Source organism: Streptomyces sp. SM18, from assembly GCF_002910775.2.
Lineage (GTDB): Bacteria > Actinomycetota > Actinomycetes > Streptomycetales > Streptomycetaceae > Streptomyces > Streptomyces halstedii.
The window spans coordinates 6,639,625-6,659,716 of record NZ_CP029342.1 but is presented as its reverse complement, the minus strand read 5'-3'; the positions used below and the strand labels follow the sequence as shown (position 1 = coordinate 6,659,716).

Genomic DNA, 20,092 nt, shown 5'->3' with positions numbered 1-20,092 from the left:
GCCCCACGGCGCGGGTTGACCTCAAGCAAGGTCGAGGTCCTAGCGTTCCCGGTGTACGGAACCGACACCGGAGGCACCCGCATGGACATGGAAGTCACCGCCTGGACGTCGCTGCACAGCGCGATGAACGCCCGGGAGGAACGCAGGCCGTTCTCCCGGGCGACCCTGCGCCGCATCGGGTCCTTCGCCCGGCCGCACCGGGGGCGGATCCTCCGGTTCCTGCTGCTCAGCGTGGTCACCGCCCTGCTCGCGGTGGCCACACCGGTCCTGGCGGGCCGGGTCGTGGACGCGATCGTGGACGGCGACGACACCGGCACGGTGACCTGGCTCGCCCTGCTGATCGCCCTCATCGCCGTCGCCGAGGCGGCCCTCGCCCTGCTCACCCGGTGGCTGTCGGCCACCCTGGGCGAGGGGCTGATCCTCGACCTGCGGACCGCGGTGTTCGACCACGTCCAGCGGATGCCGGTCGCCTTCTTCACCCGTACCCGGACGGGCGCGCTGGTCAGCCGCCTCAACAACGACGTGATCGGCGCCCAGCGGGCGTTCAGCAACACGCTCTCCGGGGTCGTGTCGAATCTCGTCACCCTGCTGCTGACCCTCGCCGTGATGCTCACCCTCTCCTGGCAGATCACTCTGCTCGCCCTGGTGCTGCTGCCGGTGTTCGTGCTCCCCGCGCGGCGGCTGGGCTCCCGGATGGCGGCGCTGCAACGGGAGGCCGCCGGGCACAACGCGAGCATGGGCACGCGGATGACGGAGCGTTTCTCGGCGCCCGGCGCGACCCTGGTCAAGCTGTTCGGGCGTCCCGCCGAGGAGTCCGCCGCCTTCGCCGCCCGCGCGGGCCGGGTACGCGACATCGGTGTCCGTACGGCGATGCTCCAGTCCACGTTCGTCACGGCGCTCACCCTGGTCTCCGCGCTGGCGCTCGCGCTGGTCTACGGGCTCGGCGGCCACTACGCGCTGCGCGGCGGCCTGGAGCCGGGGGCGGTCGTCGCCCTGGCCCTGCTCCTCACCCGCCTCTACGCGCCGCTGACGGCCCTGGCGGGCGCGCGGGTCGAGGTGATGAGCGCGCTCGTCAGCTTCGAGCGGGTCTTCGAGATCCTCGACCTGAAGCCGCTGATCGAGGAGAGGCCCGACGCCCGGCGGATCCCGGACGGACCGGTGTCCGTGGAGTTCGAGGGGGTCTCCTTCGGCTATCCGTCCGCCGACAAGGTCTCCCTGGCCTCGCTGGAAGAGGTCGCGGTCCTCGACCGGCGGGGCGGCGAACGGGTGCTCCACGACGTCTCGTTCACCGCCGCGCCCGGCCGCACGGTCGCCCTCGTCGGCTCCTCGGGCGCGGGCAAGTCGACCATCGCGCAGCTCCTCCCCCGGCTGTACGACCCGGACAGCGGCACCGTGCGGCTGAACGGGGTGGACGTACGCGACCTGAGCGCGGACTCGGTCCGCGAGACCCTCGGCATGGTCACCCAGGACGGGCACCTGTTCCACGAGTCGGTGCGGGCCAACCTCCTGCTCGCCCGGCCCGGTGCCACCGAGGACGACATCTGGGACGCGCTGCGCCGCTCGCGGCTGGACGGGCTGGTGGCGTCCCTGCCGGACGGTCTGGACACGGTCGTGGGCGAGCGGGGCTACCGCCTCTCCGGCGGGGAGCGCCAACGGCTCACCATCGCCCGGCTGCTGCTGGCCCGTCAGCGGGTGGTCATCCTGGACGAGGCGACCGCCCATCTGGACTCCACCTCGGAGGCGGCGGTGCAAGAGGCCTTGGCGGAGGCGCTGGAGGGCCGCACCGCCGTGGTGATCGCGCACCGGCTGTCCACCGTGCGGGCGGCCGACCTGATCCTGGTGGTCGAGGCGGGACGGATCGCCGAACGGGGCACCCACGAAGAACTGCTCGCCGCCGGGGGACGCTACGCGCAGTTGTACCGCACGCAGTTCGCCCGGCCGGGGAGCCAGGAGGCGCACCCCGGCGGGCGGGCACCGGACAGGGTGGTGGTCCCGGTCGTCGAGGGGCCGTGAGGAGGCCCCGCCGTCCCCGGGGAGGCGGCGGAACGGGGGCGGGCCGCGGGTGCGGTCACCTCCGGTCCGCCGCGCCGGGTCCGGCTGCGGGCCGTCCGGGCTCCGGCGCGGCTCAGGGCACGGTCACCCGCCCTGCCCCCTCCCCCGTCGCTCCGGTCTCCTCCACGCACACGCGGTACGGGCGCGTGGTGCCCTCCGCCGTGACGCGCGCTCCCGCCGCGTCCCGTACGACGTGGAACGTCGCCGCCGTGGCCCCGGTGAGGTCCGGCACCGTGACGGTGCGCCCGGCGGCGGACGGTCCGAAGACCCGCAGGGTGAGCCCGTCCAGCCAGTCGCCGTCCGGGCGCCCCTCGTCGGCACCCCAGGGCAGCACGGCACCGTCCCGCACCAGCACGGGCAGACTGTCGAAGCCGTGGGTCTCGTGCCGCCAGGCGGGGCCGGTGACGCTCTCGCCGGTGAGCAGCGAGGTCCAGGTGCCCTCGGGAACGTAGTACTCGACCTCGCCGTCCTCGGTGAAGACCGGGGCGACCAGCAGATCGGGGCCGAGCATGTACTGCCGGTCCAGGGTGCGGGTGGCCGGGTCGGCGGGGAACTCCACCAGCATGGGGCGCATCATCGGGACGCCCGTGCGGTGCGCCTCGGCGGCCGCCCCGTACAGGTAGGGCATGAGCCGGTGCTTGAGCAGGGTGAACCGCCGGGCCACGTCCACCGCCTCCTCACCGAACTCCCACGGCACCCGGTAGGAGACGTTGCCGTGCAGCCGGCTGTGCGAGGAGAGCAGGCCGAAGGCGAGCCACCGCTTGAAGACGGCCGGGTCGGGGGTGCCCTCGAAGCCGCCGATGTCATGGCTCCAGAACCCGAAGCCGGACAGCGACAGGGAGAGCCCGCCGCGCAGCGACTCGGCCATGGCGGTGAAGGAGGCGAAGCAGTCGCCGCCCCAGTGGACCGGGTACTGCTGGCCGCCGGCGGTCGCCGAACGGGCGAACAGGACGGCCTCACCGGCGCCCCGTTCCCGCTCCAGCAGGTCGAAGACGGCCTTGTTGTAGAGCTGCGCGTAGTAGTTGTGCATCCGCTCGGGGTCGGAGCCGTCGTGCCAGACGACGTCCGTCGGCACGCGCTCGCCGAAGTCGGTCTTGAAGCAGTCGACACCCTGGTCGAGGAGCAGCCGCAGCTTGTCCTCGTACCAGGCCGTGGCCTCGGGGTTCGTGAAGTCGACCAGGGCCATACCCGGCTGCCACAGGTCCCACTGCCAGATGTCGCCGTTCGGGCGCCGCACCAGGTAGCCGCGTGCGGCGCCCTCCGCGAAGAGGGCGGACTTCTGGGCGATGTACGGGTTGATCCACATGCTGACGCGCAGTCCGCGTTCCTTGAGGCGGGCCAGCATGCCCTCCGGGTCGGGGAAGACCTCGGGGTCCCAGAGGAAGTCGGACCACTGGTACTCGCGCATCCAGAAGCAGTCGAAGTGGAACACGCTGAGCGGGATGCCGCGTTCGGCCATGCCGTCGACGAACGAGGTGACGGTGGCCTCGTCGTAGGAGGTGCAGAACGAGGTGGTGAGCCAGAGGCCGAACGACCAGGCGGGCGGCAGGGCGGGACGGCCGGTGAGGGCGGTGTAGCGGGCGAGGACGTCCTTGGGGGTCGGCCCCGCGACGACGAAGTACTCCAACGACTGGTCCTCGACGCTGAACTGGACCTGGCCCACCGCCTCGGAGCCGACCTCGAAGGAGACCTTGCCGGGATGGTTGACGAAGACCCCGTACCCCCGGGACGACAGATAGAACGGGATGTTCTTGTACGCCTGTTCACTGCTGGTGCCGCCGTCCGCCTGCCAGATGTCCACGGTCTGGCCGTTCTTGACGTACGGCGTGAAGCGCTCGCCCAGGCCGTAGATGTTCTCCCCGACGTCCAGGGCGAGTTGGGCGATCATGTGGTGCGCGCCGTCGGGGGTGGTGGCGAACGCCGTGCCCTTGGGGCCGGCGCCGGTCAGACGCCGCCCGCCCTGGTCGAGGAAGGTGAGGCCCCAGGGCCCGTCGCCGTCCACGCGCACGGTGAGGGGGCCGCTGGTGAGTTCGGTGACCGGCCCGTCCCGGCGGGTGGCCGCGGGCGCCGCGCCCTGGTCCGGGGGGTCCGGGAAGAGGGTGAAGTCGGGGCCGCGCCGGGCCTTTCCGGCGTGATGCGTGGCGCGTACGCCGATGACACCCTCGGCCGGTGAGAAGCATTCGACGGTGATCAGCGGGGTGTTGAGGGTGTCGCCGCGGGCGGCCACCCGTTTGACGGCGGCGTACGCGGTGAACCGGCTCTCCTCGACCCGCAGATCGCGGATCTCGGTCGCGTAGGAGGCGCGGACGCCCTCACGCATGAGCCAGAAGCCGTCGGTGAACTTCATGAGGACTCCTCGCCAGGGGCACGGGGACACGTTCGGGGACCGGGCGGGGGCGTCACGCGGTGCCTCCGGCCGGGGTGAAGTCGAGGCGGGCCAGCCGCACGGGACCCCGCAGGGTGACCCGCAGCTCCCCCACCCCGCGCGGGCCGAACACCCCCTGGACCGCGTGGAACGCGTACGGGCCGCCGGTGGACGTGAGGAGCACCTCCGCCTCCTGGCCGTCCGCCGCGACGACGACGGACCCCTCACCCGACACGGTCACGGTCACCGTGCCCGCTCCGTCACCGAAGTCGCAGTCCCGGAAGCGCAGTTCACCGGGATCGGTGGCGGAGCAGGGGGCGACGGCGTCCCCGTCCCGCTTCGTCCGGTCGAGGATCACGGTGTCCCGCTGCTCGTCGTAGTCGGCGGCCTCCAGGCCGTGGCGCAGGACGGGGCGTGGTCCGGACGGCTCCCCGCCGACGGTGACGGCCGCGGTGAGGCGGATGTCGGCGCTGGACCCACCGGCCAGGATCTCGTACGTGCCCGGCTCGACGCTCCAGCGGCCGTGCGCCACACTCCAGTGGCCCAACTCCTCGACGGGTACGGCGAAGTCGAGGCGCTCGGCCGCGCCGGGGGCGAGGTGCACCCGGCGGTGACCGACCAGCGCGCGGTGCGGCAGGTCGGCGCCGCCCTCCGACCCGGGCACGGCCCGCGCGTAGAGCTGGGCGACCTCGTCGGCGGCGACGGCCCCCTCGTTGGTGACGGTCAGCGCCACCCGCAGCAGATCGCCGTCCAGCCGCGCGTCCAGGTCCGAGTAGCCGAAGCGGCTGTAGCCGAGGCCGTGGCCGAACGGGAAGAGCGGGGTGCCGTCGAAGTACAGGTAGGTCTGCCGGGAGCCGATGACGTCGTAGTCGAACAGGCCGGGCAGGTCGGCGTCGGAGGCGTACCAGGTCTGCGGGAGCCGGCCCGCCGGGGACACGTCACCGGCGAGCACCCGGGCCAGCGCGGTACCGGCCGCCTGGCCGCCGTGCGCGGTCCACACCAGCGCGGGCAGATCCGCCGCCGCGTCGGTGACCGCGTACGGGTACGCGGAGGTCAGGACCAGGACGGTACGGGGGTTGGCGGCGTGAGCGGCGCGCCACAGCCGGTCCTGCTGGGCGGGCAGGGCGAGGGTCGTGCGGTCCTCGGTCTCCCGGCCGTTGATGTGGGGGTCGTTGCCGGCCACGACGACGACGGTGCCGGCGGCCGCGGCGACGCGCGCCACGGCGTCCTCACCGCGTTCGACCGTCTCGGTCTCGAAGACCGTGGCGCCGGCGGCCGAGATCCTCTCCCCGTCGACGGCAACCTTCACGCCGTCGGCGGCGACCGACACGTACCCACCGGTCCCGATGTGCACGAGGCGGTGCCTGCCCGCGTGTCCCTCCATCTCCTCCCTGCGGAAGGTCTCCTGGACGACCCAGCCGCCCGGCTCGTCCGCGGACGCCCTGACGTATCCGTCGTCGGCGACCGAGAGGTACAGGCCCTCGTCGGTGCGGAAGGTGAGGACGCCGTTCCCCCAGTCGACGAGGGCGAGTTCGGTGGCAACCGGGTCGCACACCAGCGGGGGCAGATCGGTGCGCCCGGCGAGCAGGGCGGGGTCCAGGGCGCCTTCGGCGCCGCGTGCCCCGGTGGCGGCCGAGGGGTTCGCGGGCACCCGCAGCCAGCCGTCGGCGCACTTGAGCCGGACCCGGTCGGCGCCCTCGGCGAACAGGACGTTCTCGGCGCCGTAGCGTGCGCGGAGCCCGTCCAGCGGGGTCGAGCGGTGCAGGAGCGTGCCGCTGTACCAGTCCAGCTTGCAGGCGTCGGCGAGCAGTCCGACGACGGCGACGGTCCGGCCGTCCCCGGGCGCCAGGGGCAGCAGCCCGTCGTTCTTCAGGAGCACCACGGCCTGCTCGGCGGCCTCCTGGGCGAGCGCCCGGTGGCCGGAGGTGTCGAAGGCGGACGTGGCGGCGTAGGGGTCGAGGCCCGGGTCGAACTCACCGAGAGCGAGACGCATCGTGAGCAGTCTGCGGACGGCCGTGTCGATGTCGTTCTCGTCGATGAGCCCCCGCTCCAGCGCGCCCCGGACGCGGCCGGTCATCACCGAGGAGTCCTGGCCGTGGTCGGTGAAGCTGTCCACGCCCGCCTTGAGCGCGGCGGCGGTGGCCTCCTCGTGGGTGTCGAAGTAGTGCTCGGAGTCGACCAGGTTGGAGGGCGCCCCGGCGTCGGAGCAGACGACGAGCGGCCCGGAGGTCCAGGTGCGCAGGTGCCGTTCCAGGAGCGGGGAGACGTGGTTGGGACGGCCGTTGACCAGGTTGTAGGCGGGCATGACCCCGGCGACGGCGCCGGCCCGCACCGCGTCGCGGAAGGCCCGCAGGTCGTACTCGTGCAGGACGCGGGGGCGTACCGAGGAGGACGCGGTGTCGCGGTCGGTCTCGTTGTTGTGGGCCAGCCAGTGCTTGAGGACGGGGGCGGTGCGCCAGTAGCGCGGGTCGTCGCCGCGCAGCCCGCGGGTGTAGGCCACGGCGGTCGCGGAGGTGAGCGCCGGGTCCTCGGAGTACCCCTCCTCGCCCCGTCCCCACAGCGGGTGGCGCAGCAGGTTCACGGTCGGGGCCCAGACGTTGAGCCCGACCCGGTCGTCCTGGGCGCGCTTGGCGCGGACCTCGTCGCCGACGGCCTCGCCGACCCGGCGGACCAGGTCCTCGTTCCAGGTGGCGCCGAGACCGACGGCCTGCGGGAAGACGGTGGCCCCGCCCATCCAGGCGACACCGTGCAGCGCCTCCTGGCCGGTGCGGAAGGGGCCGATCCCCAGCCGCTCCACCGCGGGCGCGAACTGGTGCAGCATCGCGATCCGCTCGTCGAGCGTGAGCCGTCCGAGCAGGTCGTCGGCGCGTGCGGCGAAGGACAGCCGAGGGTCGCGGAAGGGAAGCGGATGGTCCGTCACGTGCGAAACCCCTTGTAAAGGTGGGAGGTATGGCCGGAGCAAGGCTTTTCGAAGGATCTTCGAAGCGCTTCGATGCTCTGTGCACAATCCGCAGGTGTCAAGGGCGTGCCCCGACATTGCGGTTACCGCTCCCCCTCGCACCCGAAGAAACAGTTGGGACACAGGTCGGAGGAATCTGGAATCGGACTCTTGTGCCACCCGACCCCTTCCCTTAACCTCACTGCAACATCGAAGCGCTTCGACGCCTTGGGTCGACCCGCTTCGTCCCGGTCGGCGCACCGTCGCCGGCCCGGTCGGTACCGCCCCCTATCTCAGACACAGGAGCCGGACGGCACACGCCCCCGGACCGCCCTGGTGCACCACGAAGGGTTGACGCAATGACGCCGAACTCCCCCTCCACTCCCAGCCGGAGACGTTTCCTCGGCTCCTCCGTGGTCGTCGCGGCAGCCGTGGGCGGCGGGATGCCGCTCCTCGCCGCCTGCGGCGGTGGTTCCGGCGGGTCGAAGAACGAGGGCACGACCACGGGCAAGAAGCTGAAGGACATCCTTCCGACGTTCGTGCCCTCCGAGGCGGTCACCCCGGACATCCCCGCCAAGAACGGCTCGGCGGTCGGATTCACCACCGCGCTTCCCGCCGACCAGCTGGCGGTGTCGGTGCCCCGGAAGCTGGGCAAGGGCAGTGAGCTGAGCATCATGGCACCGCTGTGGGGCACGTCGCCGGGCCAGGGCAACCCCTACTGGACCGCGATGGACGAGGCGGTCGGCGTCTCGGTCAAGTGGCAGAACCAGGACGGCAACACCTACGGCCAGAAGCTCGGCGCGGTACTCGCCTCCAGCAGCGTCCCGGACGCCGTCGTCGTCCCCGGCTGGGAGCTGGGCGGGAAGATACCGAGCGCGATCGCCAACAAGTTCGCCGACCTCGGCCCCTACCTCTCGGGCGACAAGGTCAAGGACTACCCGAACCTCGCGGCAATCCCCACCGGCGCCTGGCAGCGCGCGGTCTTCGCGGGCAAGCTGCGCGGGCTGCCCATGCCCGCCGAGTCGACGCCGAACATCACCCCCTTCTACCGCGCGGACGTCTTCGAGGAGAAGGGGTACGAGGTCCCCACCACCACGCGGGAGTTCTACGACCTCTGCAAGGAGATCAACGCCCCGAAGAGCAAGGTGTGGGCGTGCGGCGACATGACGTGGTCGGCGTACGTCTTCTTCGGGGTGCTGCCGGAGAAGCCCTACTACTGGAAGCTCGTCGACGGCAAGCTGGTCAACCGCTACGAGACCCCGGAGTACCTCGAAGCGCTGGAGTGGTCGCGCTCGCTGTACTCGGCCGGCTTCGTGCACCCGGACGCCAAGGCCGAGCAGGGCGACATCGGCACCACCTTCGCCGCCGGCAACGTCCTCATGTACAACGCGGACATCTCCGACTGGTACGGCAAGACGGCGGTCCAGCGGCTGGACAACCCGGACTTCCGGATGGGCGCCATGGACTTCTTCGCCCATGACGGCGGCGCCCCGGTCATCTACGAGGCCTCGCCCTCCAACATCTGGTGCTTCGTCAGCAAGAAGGCGGACAAGAAGACCGTCGAGGACGTCCTCGCCCTCGCCAACTACACCGCCGCCCCGTACGGGACCAAGGAGCAGCGTCTCAAGGCGTACGGCCTGGAGGGCACCCACCACACCCTGAAGGACGGCGTCCTCGCCAAGACGGAGAAGGGCAACAACCAGGTCTTCGCCACCTACGAGTACATCGCCACCTCGGCGCCCTTCCGGGCCTACCCCGACCACCCGGACGTCGCCAAGGGTGTCATCGAGTGGCAGCAGCGCCAGGGCGCCCACCTGAAGAAGCCGCTGTTCTTCGGCATGCAGATCCAGGAGCCCACCCGCTTCACCGAGCTGAACGCCCAGTTCGAGGACCTGGAGAAGGACATCGTGCGCGGCCGCAGGAAGGTCGGCGACATGCAGCAGCAGGTCTCCGACTGGAAGACCAAGGGCGGCGACAAGCTGCGCGACTGGTACAAGAAGCTGCTCGACGAGACCGGCGAGTCGGCCTCCTGACATGTCACTGAGCACACAGGACCGGCGCGCGCGGGACACCCCGAAGCCGCCGGTCACCACGCGGGCGGCCGGTGACCGGCCGGTCACCAAGCTGCCGCTGCGCCACCGGCTGCGCCGGGACCGCACGCTGATCCTGATGACCCTGCCGGCCGTCGCGCTGCTGCTGGTCTTCGCGTACGTCCCGCTGGCGGGCAACGTCGTGGCCTTCCAGGACTACGACCCGTACATCGCGGACAACGCCTTCGAGGCGATCTCGCAGAGCCCCTGGGTCGGCTTCGAGTGGTTCCAGCAGATGGTGAACGACCGGCTGTTCTGGTCGGCGCTCAAGAACACGCTGGTGATCTTCCTTCTCCAGCTGACGCTGTTCTTCCCCGTACCGGTCCTGCTCGCGCTGTTCGTCAACAGCTTCGTGCGGCCCCGGGTGCGGGCGGTGGCGCAGGCCATCCTGTACCTGCCCCACTTCTTCTCGTGGGTGCTCGTGGTCACCGTGTTCCAGCAGATGTTCGGCGGGGCCGGACTCATCGCGCAGACGCTGCGGGAGCACGGTCACGAGGGCTTCGACCTGATGACCGACCCCGGTCTGTTCAAGTTTCTGATCACCTTCGAGATGATCTGGAAGGACGCCGGCTGGGGCGTCATCGTCTTCCTCGCCGCGCTGGCGTCGGTCAGCCCGGACCTCTACGAGGCGAGCGCCATGGACGGCGCGAACCGCTGGCGCCGGATGTGGCACATCACGCTGCCCGCCCTGCGCCCCGTGGTGGCCCTGCTGCTGGTGCTCCAGGTGGGCAACGCGCTGACCGTCGGCTTCGAGCAGATCCTGCTCCAGCGCACGGCCGTCGGCCCCGGCGCCTCCGAGGTGCTCGACACCTACGTCTGGAACGTCGGCATCACCAACGGCGGGTTCAGCTACGCGGCGGCCGTCGGCATCGTCAAGGGAGTCTTCGGTCTGCTGCTGGTCCTCGGGGCCAACAAGATCGCTCATCTCATGGGTGAGCAGGGGGTGTACAAGAAGTGAGCAGCCTGCTCTCCGGCATGACCGGCCCGGCCGGGCCGAGGCCGGGAACCCGCGGCCGTCTGCGTCCCGTGTGGGAGGAGGAACCGTCCAGGGCGGGGCTCGCCTCCAAGGGCGTGGTCCTGGTCCTGGTCTGCCTCGGCGTCCTCTTCCCGCTCTGGGTCGTGATCGTCACCAGTCTCTCCTCGGTGAAGACCATCACCGAGGCGGGCGGGCTCGTGGTGATCCCGCGCGGGATCACGTTCGTCGCCTACCAGGAACTCCTGAGCGGCGGCCAGGTCACCAGGGCCACCCTGGTCAGCGTCTGTGTGACCGTGGCCGGGACGCTCTTCAGCATGGCCGTGTCGGTCATGTGCGCCTACGGTCTCTCACGCACCGGGTCGCTGCTGCACCGGCCGCTGCTGATGTTCCTGCTCGCCACGATGTTCTTCGGCGCCGGTCTCATCCCTACCTACCTGGTGGTCCAGGGGCTCGGTCTGACCGACTCCTATCTGGCCCTGATCCTGCCGAGCGCGCTGAACGTCTTCAACATCCTGGTGTTGCGCGCCTTCTTCATGAGCACCGCGCAGGAGCTCATCGAGAGCGCCCGCATCGACGGGGCCGGCGACTTCCGCATCCTGTGGCAGATCGTCATGCCGCTCTCCCGCGCGGTCATCGCCGTGATCACGCTGTTCTACGCGGTCGGCTACTGGAGCGCGTGGTTCAACGCCTCCATCTACATCAGCGACCCGGAGATGCTGCCGTTGCAGAACGTGATGAACCAGCTGGTCCTCAAGCAGGAGCGGCCCACCGGCCTGGCCCAGGTCATCAACACCGGCCACCTCTCGCCGCTCGCCATCCAGATGGCGGTCATGGTGCTGGCGCTGATCCCGGTGGCGGTCCTGTCCCCGTTCGTGCAGAAGCACTTCAAGCAGGGCATGCTCACCGGCGCCGTCAAGGGCTGACTCCCGCCGCCGGCCGTGCCCTCCCCGGGCACGGCCGGCCATCCGTACACAGACCCCGAACGAGGAACGAGACGTCCATGCCCTCCCTGCGCGACGCCACCCGTGGCCGCCTCCTCTTCGGAGGCGACTACAACCCCGAGCAATGGCCCGAGGAGGTGTGGGCCGACGACGTCCGGCTGATGAAGGAGGCCCGGGTCAACTCCGTCACCGTCGGGGTCTTCTCCTGGGCACGGATCGAACCCCGTCCGGGCGCACGGGAGTTCGGCTGGCTTGACCGGCTGATGGACCTGCTCCACGCGCACGGGATCGGGGTGGTCCTCGCCACCCCGACCTCGTCCCCGCCGCCGTGGATGGGCGCCCTGCACCCGGAGACCCTGCCACGGACCGAGGACGGCACGGTGGTCTCCTACGGCTCGCGGCAGCACTTCTGCCCGAGCTCGCCCGTCTACCGCCGGTACGCCACCGCGCTCACCGAGGACCTCGCGGCGCGCTACGCGGACCACCCGGCGCTCACCGTGTGGCACATCAACAACGAGTACTGCACGCACTGCTGGTGCGACACGACGGCCGCCCACTTCCGGAGCTGGCTGACCGCCCGGTACACCACCCTGGACGCGCTCAACGAGACCTGGGGCACCGCCTTCTGGAGCCAGCGCTACGACGCCTGGTCCGAGATCCTGCCGCCCCGCACGGCGCAGTACACCCGCAATCCGGCGCAGGTGCTCGACTTCAAGCGGTTCACCTCCGACGCCCTGCTGGAGTGCTTCACCGCCGAGCGCGACATCGTCGCCCGGCACACCCCGCACATCCCGGTGACCACCAACTTCATGCCGCTGTGGGCCGGTCAGGACGCCTGGGCGTGGTCGGAGCGGGAGGACGTGGTCTCCGTCGACGTCTACCCCGACGCCGACGACCCGCTGGGCGGGCAGTACAACGCGATGCTCGGCGACATGACCCGCTCGCAGGCCGGCGGGCCGTGGATGCTGATGGAACAGGCGGCCGGCGGAGTCAACTGGCGTCCGGTGAACCGCCCGAAGCCGGCCGGCCTGAACCGGCTCTGGTCGCTCCAGTCGGTGGCCCGGGGCGCCGACGCGATCTGCTACTTCCAGTGGCGGCAGTCCCGGCAGGGCTCGGAGAAGTTCCACTCGGGGATGCTGTCGCACGCGGGTGAGCACGGGCGCGCCTTCCAGGAGGTCAAGCGGCTCGGAGCGGACCTGGCCCGGATCGGGGCCGAGACCGCGGGGACGCCGCTGACCGCCGAGGTCGCCGTGCTGCACGACTGGGACGCCTGGTGGGCGAGTGCCCAGGAGGGCCGCCTGTCCACGCTAGTCGACTACCCCGACCTCGTACGGGCCTGGCACCGGGGGCTCTGGGAGAACGGGACGGCCGTGGACTTCGCCCGTCCGGACGCCGCCCTCGGCCGGTACCGGGTGGTCGTCGTCCCGCAGCTCTACCTGCTGCGCGACGCCGCGATCGACGGCCTGGTCGCCTATGTGCGCGGCGGGGGCACGCTGGTCTGCGGGTTCTTCACCGGGGTCGCGGACGAGGACGACCGGGTCAGGCCCGGCGGCATGGACCACCGGCTGCGCGAGCTGTTCGGCATCCGCACCGTGCACGAGTGGTGGCCGCTGGAAGCGGACCGGACGGTGGAGTGCGAGGGCCTCCGCGGCACCCTGTGGTCGGAGGAACTGGAGCCGGACGGCAGCGCCGAGACCGTGTCCGCCTACCGGGGCGGCGAGCTGGACGGGCTGCCCGCGGTGCTCCGCAAGGGCTCCGCCTGGTACGTCTCGACCCTGCCCGAGCCACCGGCGCTGCGCGAGCTGCTCGGCCGGGTGACACGGGAGGCGGGTGTGGGCCCGGTCCTGGAGGGGCTGCCCGCCGGGGTCGAGGCCGTACGCCGGGGCGGACTGCTGTTCCTGCTGCACCACGGGCGCACCACGGTGGAGGTGGACCTGCCGGGGCGGTACACCGACCTGCTCACGGGCGCCGAGGCCGACGGCCGCGTACGGCTGGGCCGGTACGGTGCCGCGGTGCTGAGGGACCTCCCGGCATGATCGACGGTACCTGGGAGCCCGGACCCGCCGTCCGCTGGGAGGACGCGTTCCTCAGCGGCAACGGCCGCCACGGGGCGATGGTGTACGGGGATCCGGCGGACGACCGGGTGATCGTCAACCACCACGCCCTGGTGCGGCCGAACGGCAGCGAGGGGGTGCGTCCGCCGGAGCTCGCCGACCGGCTCGGCCGCCTCCAGGACGCGCTGCTGGCCGGTGAGGTGACGGCGGCCGAGGAGTTCGGCGCCGGGCGCCCGCTGGTGTGGGTGCAGCCCTTCCACCCCGCGTTCCAGACCCGGATCCGCCGCGACCGGGCGCCGCACGAGGAGGGCGCCGGATACCGGCGCGAGGTGGACTTCGGCACGGGCGAGGTCAGCGCGTCGCACGGGGCCTGGCGCAGCCGGGTGTTCGTGTCACGGGCCGACGACGTGGTCGTGCAGCACGTCACCGGCCTCGGGCCGGAAGCGGACGTCTGGCTCGACCACCTGCTGCCCGGGGCGCCCGCGCGGCTGGCGGTGGGCCGTTCGACGGTGCTGGCAGCGGACGGGGCGCGCCTCGCGCTGCGGGTGGGCTATCCGGACAGTGCACAGGCCTACACGGGCGTCACGGTGGTCCGGGTGGACGGCGGCACCGTGTCCGTGGCGGGCGACGGTGTCCGGGTCGTGGGAGCCCGCGCGCTGACGCTGACCACCCGGGTGCACCGGGGCGCCGGGGGCTCCGGCTTCGGCACCCTGTGGTCGGGGCTGCCCGACGAGGAGTACGCCACGCTGCTCGCCCGGCACCGGCCACCGCACTGGGCGGCCTACGGCAGGGCGTCCCTGACCCTGCGGGACGCGGCGGGCGAACGCGAGCTGCCCGGCAGCGAACTGCTGCGCCGCCCGGAGAGCCCGGCACTGCTGGAACGCCTCTTCGCGGCGGGCCGCTACCACCTGCTCTCCGCCTCCGGGTCACTGCCGCCCCGGCTGACAGGGCTGTGGACCGGTGACTGGGACACCGCCTGGTCCGGGGCGTTCACCACGAACGCCAACTTCAACCTCCAGATCTCCTCGGCGGCGGCCACCGCCCTGCCCGAGGTCACCGAGGCCCACGCCGCCCTGGTCCACGGGCAGTTGGACCACTGGCGGGACAACGCGCGGGCGATCTTCGGGGCGCGCGGCATCGTCGCGCCCTCCCACACGGACGGCGAGTCGGGGCACACCCGGCACTTCCAGCGCGCCTATCCGCTGCACCTGTGGACGGCGGGCGCGGACTGGCTGCTCCAGCCGCTCCTCGAACACGCCGAGGTGACGTCCGGCACGCCGGACCGGCGGCTGACCGGAGCCCTGGTCGACGTCGCGCTGTTCTACGAGGACTTCCTCACGCGCGAGGACCCCGAGGGGCGGGTGGCCGTCGTCCCGTCGTACTCCCCGGAGAACCGGCCGGCCAACGCGAGCTGGGGCACGGTCAACGCCACCATGGACATCGCGGCGGCCCGCCACGCCCTGACCACGGCCGCCGTCCACGCCCCGGACCATCCGTCCGCCGCGCACTGGCGCGCGCTCGCCGCACGGCTGCCCGGCTATCTGGTCAACGAGGACGGCGCGCTCGCCGAATGGGCGTGGCCGGGACTGGAGGAGACGTACGACCACCGCCACCTCAGCCATCTCTACCCGGTGTGGCCGCTGGACGAGATCAATCCGTACGACACCCCCGGGGAAGCGGCCGCCGCGCACCGGGCGCTGGAACTGCGCGGGGCGGAGAACGACTCCGCGCACGGGCATCTGCACCACGCGCTGATCGCGGCTCGGCTGCGGGACCCGGCGCGGGTGGCGCGGGCGCTGGAGGCGGTGCTGGGTGGGGACTTCTTCCACGACTCGCTGATGAGCGCGCACTATCCGTCCCGCGACGTCTACAACGCGGACGCGGCCCACACCCTGCCGTCCGCCGTCGTGGAGTCGCTCGTCCAGTCCACGCCCGGCCGGCTGGTCCTGCTCCCGGCGCTGCCCGCCCGCTACCCGTCCGGCGAACTGCGGGGCGTACGCACCCGGTTCGGCGCCGCACTGGACCTGAGCTGGTCCGGTACGGAGGCCACCGCCGTGCTGCGCCCCACCCGTGACGCCCTCGTCGATCTGCGTACGGGCGACGCCTTCGCCCTCACCGAGGCCCGCCCCGGCCGCCCTCCCGCGCCGCTGAAGCTGACCGCCGGGGTGGACCGCGTCCTCACCCTGGGGCCGCGGCGGCACACCGGGCCCTGACCGGCCGTCCGGGGCCCGGCCCTCACCCGCTCTCGGGAGCGGAGGCGGGACCGGCGTCCGCACCGGCCAGCCAGCGGGCGGCCTCCGTCCAGCGGGCCGGGGGCACCGTCTCCAGGAGCGCGGCCAGCCGCTCGGGGCGGGCGAGGAGGCGCCGGTCCGGCGGACACAGCGCCGCGTGGGTGAGCATCCAGCCGGCCAGCGCGTGCCGGTCGGGCGGCCCCGGAACCCGCAGGAGGGCGGTGTACGCGGTGCGCGCCGCCGCCAAGTCCCCCGCGACCAGCGACGCGTCGGCCGACGGCCCGGTGCCGGCGCCCGGTGTCCGCGCCATGTACAACGCGCCCCGGTCGTCGTGCCAGTACCCCGACGGCCCCGGCACGACCAGCGGCGCTCCGCCCCGGGGCGGAGCGGTCCCCGAACGCCAGGCCTCGGCCAGGCGGTCCCGCTCCCCGTCCCCGCACCTCAGGTTGCGCAGGCGCCACTCCACCCGGTGGCTGACGGCCGCCGCACCGGCCCTGGCCCGGGTGGCCGGGTCCACCGGGTCCCGCAACCAGCCGTCCACGGTCCCGGACAGCCGGGTGACGAGCCGCCGCCCGGCGACGGTGAGCCGGGCCCGGGTGGCCAGGGTGCGCAGCACCATGCGGGTCTGCGCCCGGCGCAGCGCGAAGAGGAACTCCGCCCTCTCCCGGGTCTCGGCGTCCGCCTCCCGGGCGCGGGCCCGCCAGAACCCCGTCACTCCGACGAAGGCGTACGCGCCGTGCAGGAGGCCGGGCAGATGGCGGGGATCGGCGCGCCAGGGAGCGTAGTGGAGTTCCGCCCGGTCCTCCCCCTCGATCAGCACGAAGAGGTGGAGCAGGGCGCCGAGTTTGCTGTGCTGGAACTCGTGGACGAGGGTCTCGGCGAGGGAGAGCGGGTCATGGGGGCGGGCGATCACCATGGAGGCGAAGGCGTCACCGGTGGAGGCGCTGAGCCCGGAGGAGGGCACGGGCAGGCCGGCGGGGCCGTCCTTGTCCTGCCAGGGGACGATCCGGCTGACGTCCTCGGGCCGCAGTCCGCCCGGGGCCGAGCCGCCGCTCCGCCCCAGGATCGCCACCGCGTCCCCGAACAGCCGCTGCCAGGCCCGCAGTTCGTCCGGTCCGAGGCGGCCGGGCGCGATGGGCTCGTCCAGGTCGCGGTAGGGGTCGAGGTCGTCCAGCTGGACGGTGCGCAGACCGGGTCCGGTCTCCAGCCGGCGCACCGGCAGCCAGTGGTCCGACTCCGGCTCGTCGAGCGGCCGGACCGCGACGGCCGGGCCGTGCGGGCCCTCGACGGTGAGCCGTCCGCCGCGGACGCCGGCCCGCACCGTGTGGAAGGTGTCGCCGTCGGGGCCGGGCAGCCGGACCATGCCGAGCGCGGGCAGGCTGACGGCCCCGCCCCGGGCGGGCAGCAGCAGTCGGGCCTCCGTACCCGCGTGCACGGCGGCCGCCGCGGCCACGGCCGCGAGCTGTCCGGCGTCGGCCCACAGCGGGGGCCCGGAGGCCGTGCCGTGCAGACGGCGCAGGGTGTGGGCGAGCCAGCTGCCGACCTGGGGGCTGAGCAGCAGGCCGTCGACCTGGCGTGGGGCGCGAGCGGCGGCGGCCTCCAGCGCGGGCCAGACCGGTTGCGCGCCCAGGGGGCCGAGGATGCCGGGATCCGCGTCGAGCCGGTCCAGCAGCTCACGCAGCAGCAGAAGGCGGCGGGTCCGTTCGCCGCGGACCAGGAACGCCACGGCCTCGGGCGAGCCGCCCCCCGCGGCGATCTCGTCGAACAGCGGGCCGGGCATACGGATCGGGGCGTACATCTCGCTCCCTGTCGTGGACGGATCGTGCTCGGCCGGAGGGGCTATTCGGCACGTCCGGGTTCGCTGCCGCCCATCGCGTTGTGCCGCGCCCGCCGGAGCTCCGCCAGCAGCCGTGGGCCGGCCGGGGAGGTCTGGAGGTGCCGCAGGTCGGCGACGCGCACGGAGGTCAGGTCCATGAGGTCGGACTCGATGTGGTCGGACCCGATGTGGTCGGGTATGCCGTCGGCGGGTACCGGCTGGTGCAAGGCGCGCTCCCCCTTCGCGAGCGGTGGCACAGGATGCCACCGTTTACTCCATCATGACGACTGAGACCCCTTCCCGAAACCCGTGTGATCACGCCAGCCGATCACATTCCGGGCCGGGTATTTTCCACCAAGTCCTTTACGGCCGCTTTGAGTTCGGCCGCCCGGTCGGGGTCGTCGTCGAGCAGGGTCACCGCGGCGTACAGCTCCCACAGCCGCTCCGGGCGGGTCCGCAGCGTACGGACGATCCCCACCACGTCGGTGCGTGGCATGGTGTGCCTCGGCATCCGGGCGACGACGGACACGGGCAGTTCGTTCACCAGCGCCTGCCGCTCGTCGCGGTCGCTCATCAGCGGATACGCCAGCAGCGCCTCGACGGTCCGGAGCATCGGGTGGCCCGGCGAAGCGGGCCCCGGGCCGGACGCGGCGGGTGGGGCGGGTGGGCCGCTCATGGTCCACCCCGGCCTCTCCAGCAGGTAGGCGGGGAGCTGGTCGGTGCGGCCCGCCGCCCGCAGCTCGCCCATCCTCGCCTCCACCGCTTCGAGGAGCGGAACCGGATCGGGCAGCGGGTCGGCCGGGAGCAGGTCCAGCACGATGTCCGAGAACACGCCGAGCCGTCGCTCCGGGTCGTTGGCCGCGCGCTGCCCGCGTCCGGCGGCGAGCAGCACGGTCTGTTCGTGCGCCTGGACCCGCCGTCCCATCGGCAGGCGCTCCCCGGGAAGCGTCTGGGGGAAGTGGTGCCGTTCGTCGAAGGTCCGGCACGCGTCGGCCATCCACATCTGCCGTGCCAGTCCCGTCACCGCGTCGGTCCGGAACAGGGCGCGGGCGGAGTCGAGGTCGATGTTGCGCCGGTCGGCCGCGTCGGCGTCGGCGGTGTAGAGCCGCAGATGCTCCTCGGCGTCCAGGACTCCGTGGCCGCCCCACCACACCCACAGGGCCTCCCCGCCGCGGGCCGGGATGTCGGTGACGAGAGCCCGGCGCAGGCTGTCGTGGTCGGCCGGACGGAACGGGACGCGGAGCCCGGAGCCGGGCAGGGGCGCGAGATGGAGCAGGACGGCGCCCTCCGGCACCCCAAGGGACAGGAGCCAGTCGCGGAAGCGCAGGGCGTCCCGGACCGGTCCGGGCAGGTCCCAGGCCGCCCCGGCCGCGTACCGTTCGATGCCGACGACGAGGGCGACGACACGCTCCGGCCGTACGTCCTGGCGGGTCACGGCAGTCGCTCCCCGATCGCGCGGTAGACGGCCGGGTCGCTCCAGTAGGCGCTGTGCGCCACGGGAAAGGGCTGCCGGTTGTCGGTGGCGACGTCGTGGGCGCGGCCGGGGAAGAGGGGCGCGGCCGCGTAGCCGAGGAGGTCGCGGCGGTCGTAGAGATTCAGCCACGGAGGTACGTGGCCGGGCAGCGGACCGGGGTGGGCGAGCGACGGAAGCGCGCCCGTCTCGTACAGGAAGGGGCCCTGCGAACCGACGGTGACGAGCAGTTCGACGCCGGGCAGCGGCCCGGATATCAGGGTGTCCAGGCAGATGACGCCGCCGAGGCTGTGCCCGAGCAGGACCACGGGCGGCCGCAGGGTGGCCACGAGGCCGCGCAGGTCACGGCGTACGGCGTCGCCGCGTGCGAGGTACTTGAGGATGTCTCCGGCGGCCGGGTGCGCGGCGTCGGTGAGCGCCCGGCGCCTGCGGACCGCGTAACGGGAGCCGAGCCGCACCAGCGGCCGGGACGCCGCACGGAGCAGGGGGCCGCGGCCCGTGCCGGCGGGGGCGGCGCCCAGGCGTACGGCGAGCGCGGCGGTGGCCGCGTCCCGGGTGTCGCCGTCGGGCTGTACGGCGCGGTCGGCCTCCAGGCCCGCGCGGACGAGCCCGGCCGTCAGCGCCCTCGCCAGCACCCAGGCCAGGGACTCGGCGTCCAGTGCCCCGGCCGCGGGGGCGAGCAGCGGGTCGCGGGCGAGCCGCGCGGCCTGCTCGGCGAGTCCGGGACCCAGCGGACCGGCGAGCGGTTCGCCGTGTGCGGCGAGGTCCCGCAAGAGGGCCGCGGGGCGTTCGTCCGGGAAGGCGGCGCCGGGCGGTGTGGCGCCCGGTGCCGTCCCGGCGGCCGCGGTGGCCAGCTCCGTCAGGGGGTCGGCGTAGAGCCGGGCCCACCGCTCCGCCTCGTCGGCCGGGTCGTCGGCCGCCTCGTCGGCGGGCCCGGCGTCCCGGCTCGTCCCGGTGCCGGGCCCGTCCGGGAGACTGGCGCCTCCCGCGGCGAGGGCCGCCCCATGGGTCCCGCCCCAGGGGTAGGCCACCAGCCGTGCGTCCGGGGCCACCTCGGCGAGCCCGGCGGACACCCGGGCGAGCAGAGGGGCCAGATGGGGTTCCCGCACCCCGGTGCCATGGGTGAAGACCACGGTGGTCATGCGTACGCCCCATCCC

General features: G+C 73.0%; 12 protein-coding genes. 6 read left to right on the top strand and 6 right to left on the bottom strand.

The genetic code is table 11. The annotated features are described in order from the left end of the window. The first annotated feature begins 81 nt into the window (after positions 1–81). Positions 82–2,013, top strand: a complete 1,932-nt coding sequence (locus B9S64_RS29530; protein WP_103492283.1) for an ABC transporter ATP-binding protein — start codon at positions 82–84, stop codon at positions 2,011–2,013. Positions 2,014–2,125: 112 nt separating this feature from the next. Here B9S64_RS29530 and yicI read toward each other — a convergent pair whose 3' ends face one another. Together yicI and B9S64_RS29520 are read right to left on the bottom strand one after the other, a co-directional pair. Further along, positions 2,126–4,399, bottom strand: a complete 2,274-nt coding sequence (gene yicI / locus B9S64_RS29525; protein WP_109492172.1) for an alpha-xylosidase — start codon at positions 4,397–4,399, stop codon at positions 2,126–2,128. 52 nt (positions 4,400–4,451) lie between these two features. Next, positions 4,452–7,337: a glycoside hydrolase family 3 C-terminal domain-containing protein gene (locus B9S64_RS29520; RefSeq protein ID WP_103493320.1), complete on the bottom strand. Its 2,886-nt coding sequence runs from the start codon at positions 7,335–7,337 to the stop codon at positions 4,452–4,454. Positions 7,338–7,714: 377 nt separating this feature from the next. Here B9S64_RS29520 and B9S64_RS29515 point away from each other — a divergent pair, with 377 nt between their 5' ends. From B9S64_RS29515 to B9S64_RS29495, 5 genes are all read left to right on the top strand, one after another. Continuing rightward, on the top strand, positions 7,715–9,388 hold the full coding sequence (locus B9S64_RS29515) for an extracellular solute-binding protein (RefSeq protein ID WP_103493321.1): 1,674 nt from the start codon (positions 7,715–7,717) through the stop codon (positions 9,386–9,388). A 1-nt stretch (position 9,389) separates the two neighbouring features. Next, the gene (locus B9S64_RS29510; RefSeq protein ID WP_103493322.1) at positions 9,390–10,403 is read left to right on the top strand and encodes a sugar ABC transporter permease; all 1,014 of its coding nucleotides are present in this window, start codon (positions 9,390–9,392) and stop codon (positions 10,401–10,403) included. A 17-nt stretch (positions 10,404–10,420) separates the two neighbouring features. Then, entirely contained in the window at positions 10,421–11,344 is a 924-nt protein-coding gene (locus B9S64_RS29505) for a carbohydrate ABC transporter permease (RefSeq protein ID WP_164343800.1), read from the top strand. 77 nt (positions 11,345–11,421) lie between these two features. Next, positions 11,422–13,398, top strand: coding sequence for a beta-galactosidase (locus B9S64_RS29500; protein ID WP_103493324.1), 1,977 nt, complete (start codon positions 11,422–11,424; stop codon positions 13,396–13,398). Continuing rightward, on the top strand, positions 13,395–15,629 hold the full coding sequence (locus B9S64_RS29495) for a glycoside hydrolase N-terminal domain-containing protein (protein ID WP_103493325.1): 2,235 nt from the start codon (positions 13,395–13,397) through the stop codon (positions 15,627–15,629). The genes B9S64_RS29500 and B9S64_RS29495 overlap by 4 nt, the downstream gene beginning before the upstream one ends. A gap of 22 nt (positions 15,630–15,651) precedes the next feature. On the opposite strand, the gene B9S64_RS29490 is transcribed toward B9S64_RS29495, so the two are convergent. The 4 genes from B9S64_RS29490 to B9S64_RS29475 all read right to left on the bottom strand — a co-directional run bounded on the left by B9S64_RS29490 (position 15,652) and on the right by B9S64_RS29475 (position 20,076). Then, entirely contained in the window at positions 15,652–17,445 is a 1,794-nt protein-coding gene (locus B9S64_RS29490) for an HEXXH motif domain-containing protein (protein WP_109492171.1), read from the bottom strand. A gap of 41 nt (positions 17,446–17,486) precedes the next feature. Next, a complete protein-coding gene (locus tag B9S64_RS29485) occupies positions 17,487–17,690 on the bottom strand; it encodes an aldo/keto reductase (RefSeq protein WP_258037738.1) in 204 nt (67 codons plus the stop codon). Positions 17,691–17,791: 101 nt separating this feature from the next. Then, positions 17,792–18,898, bottom strand: a complete 1,107-nt coding sequence (locus tag B9S64_RS29480; protein ID WP_103489781.1) for a caspase family protein — start codon at positions 18,896–18,898, stop codon at positions 17,792–17,794. Further along, a complete protein-coding gene (locus B9S64_RS29475; RefSeq protein ID WP_109492170.1) occupies positions 18,895–20,076 on the bottom strand; it encodes a hypothetical protein in 1,182 nt (393 codons plus the stop codon). The genes B9S64_RS29480 and B9S64_RS29475 overlap by 4 nt, the downstream gene beginning before the upstream one ends. Between the last annotated feature and the right edge of the window lie 16 nt (positions 20,077–20,092).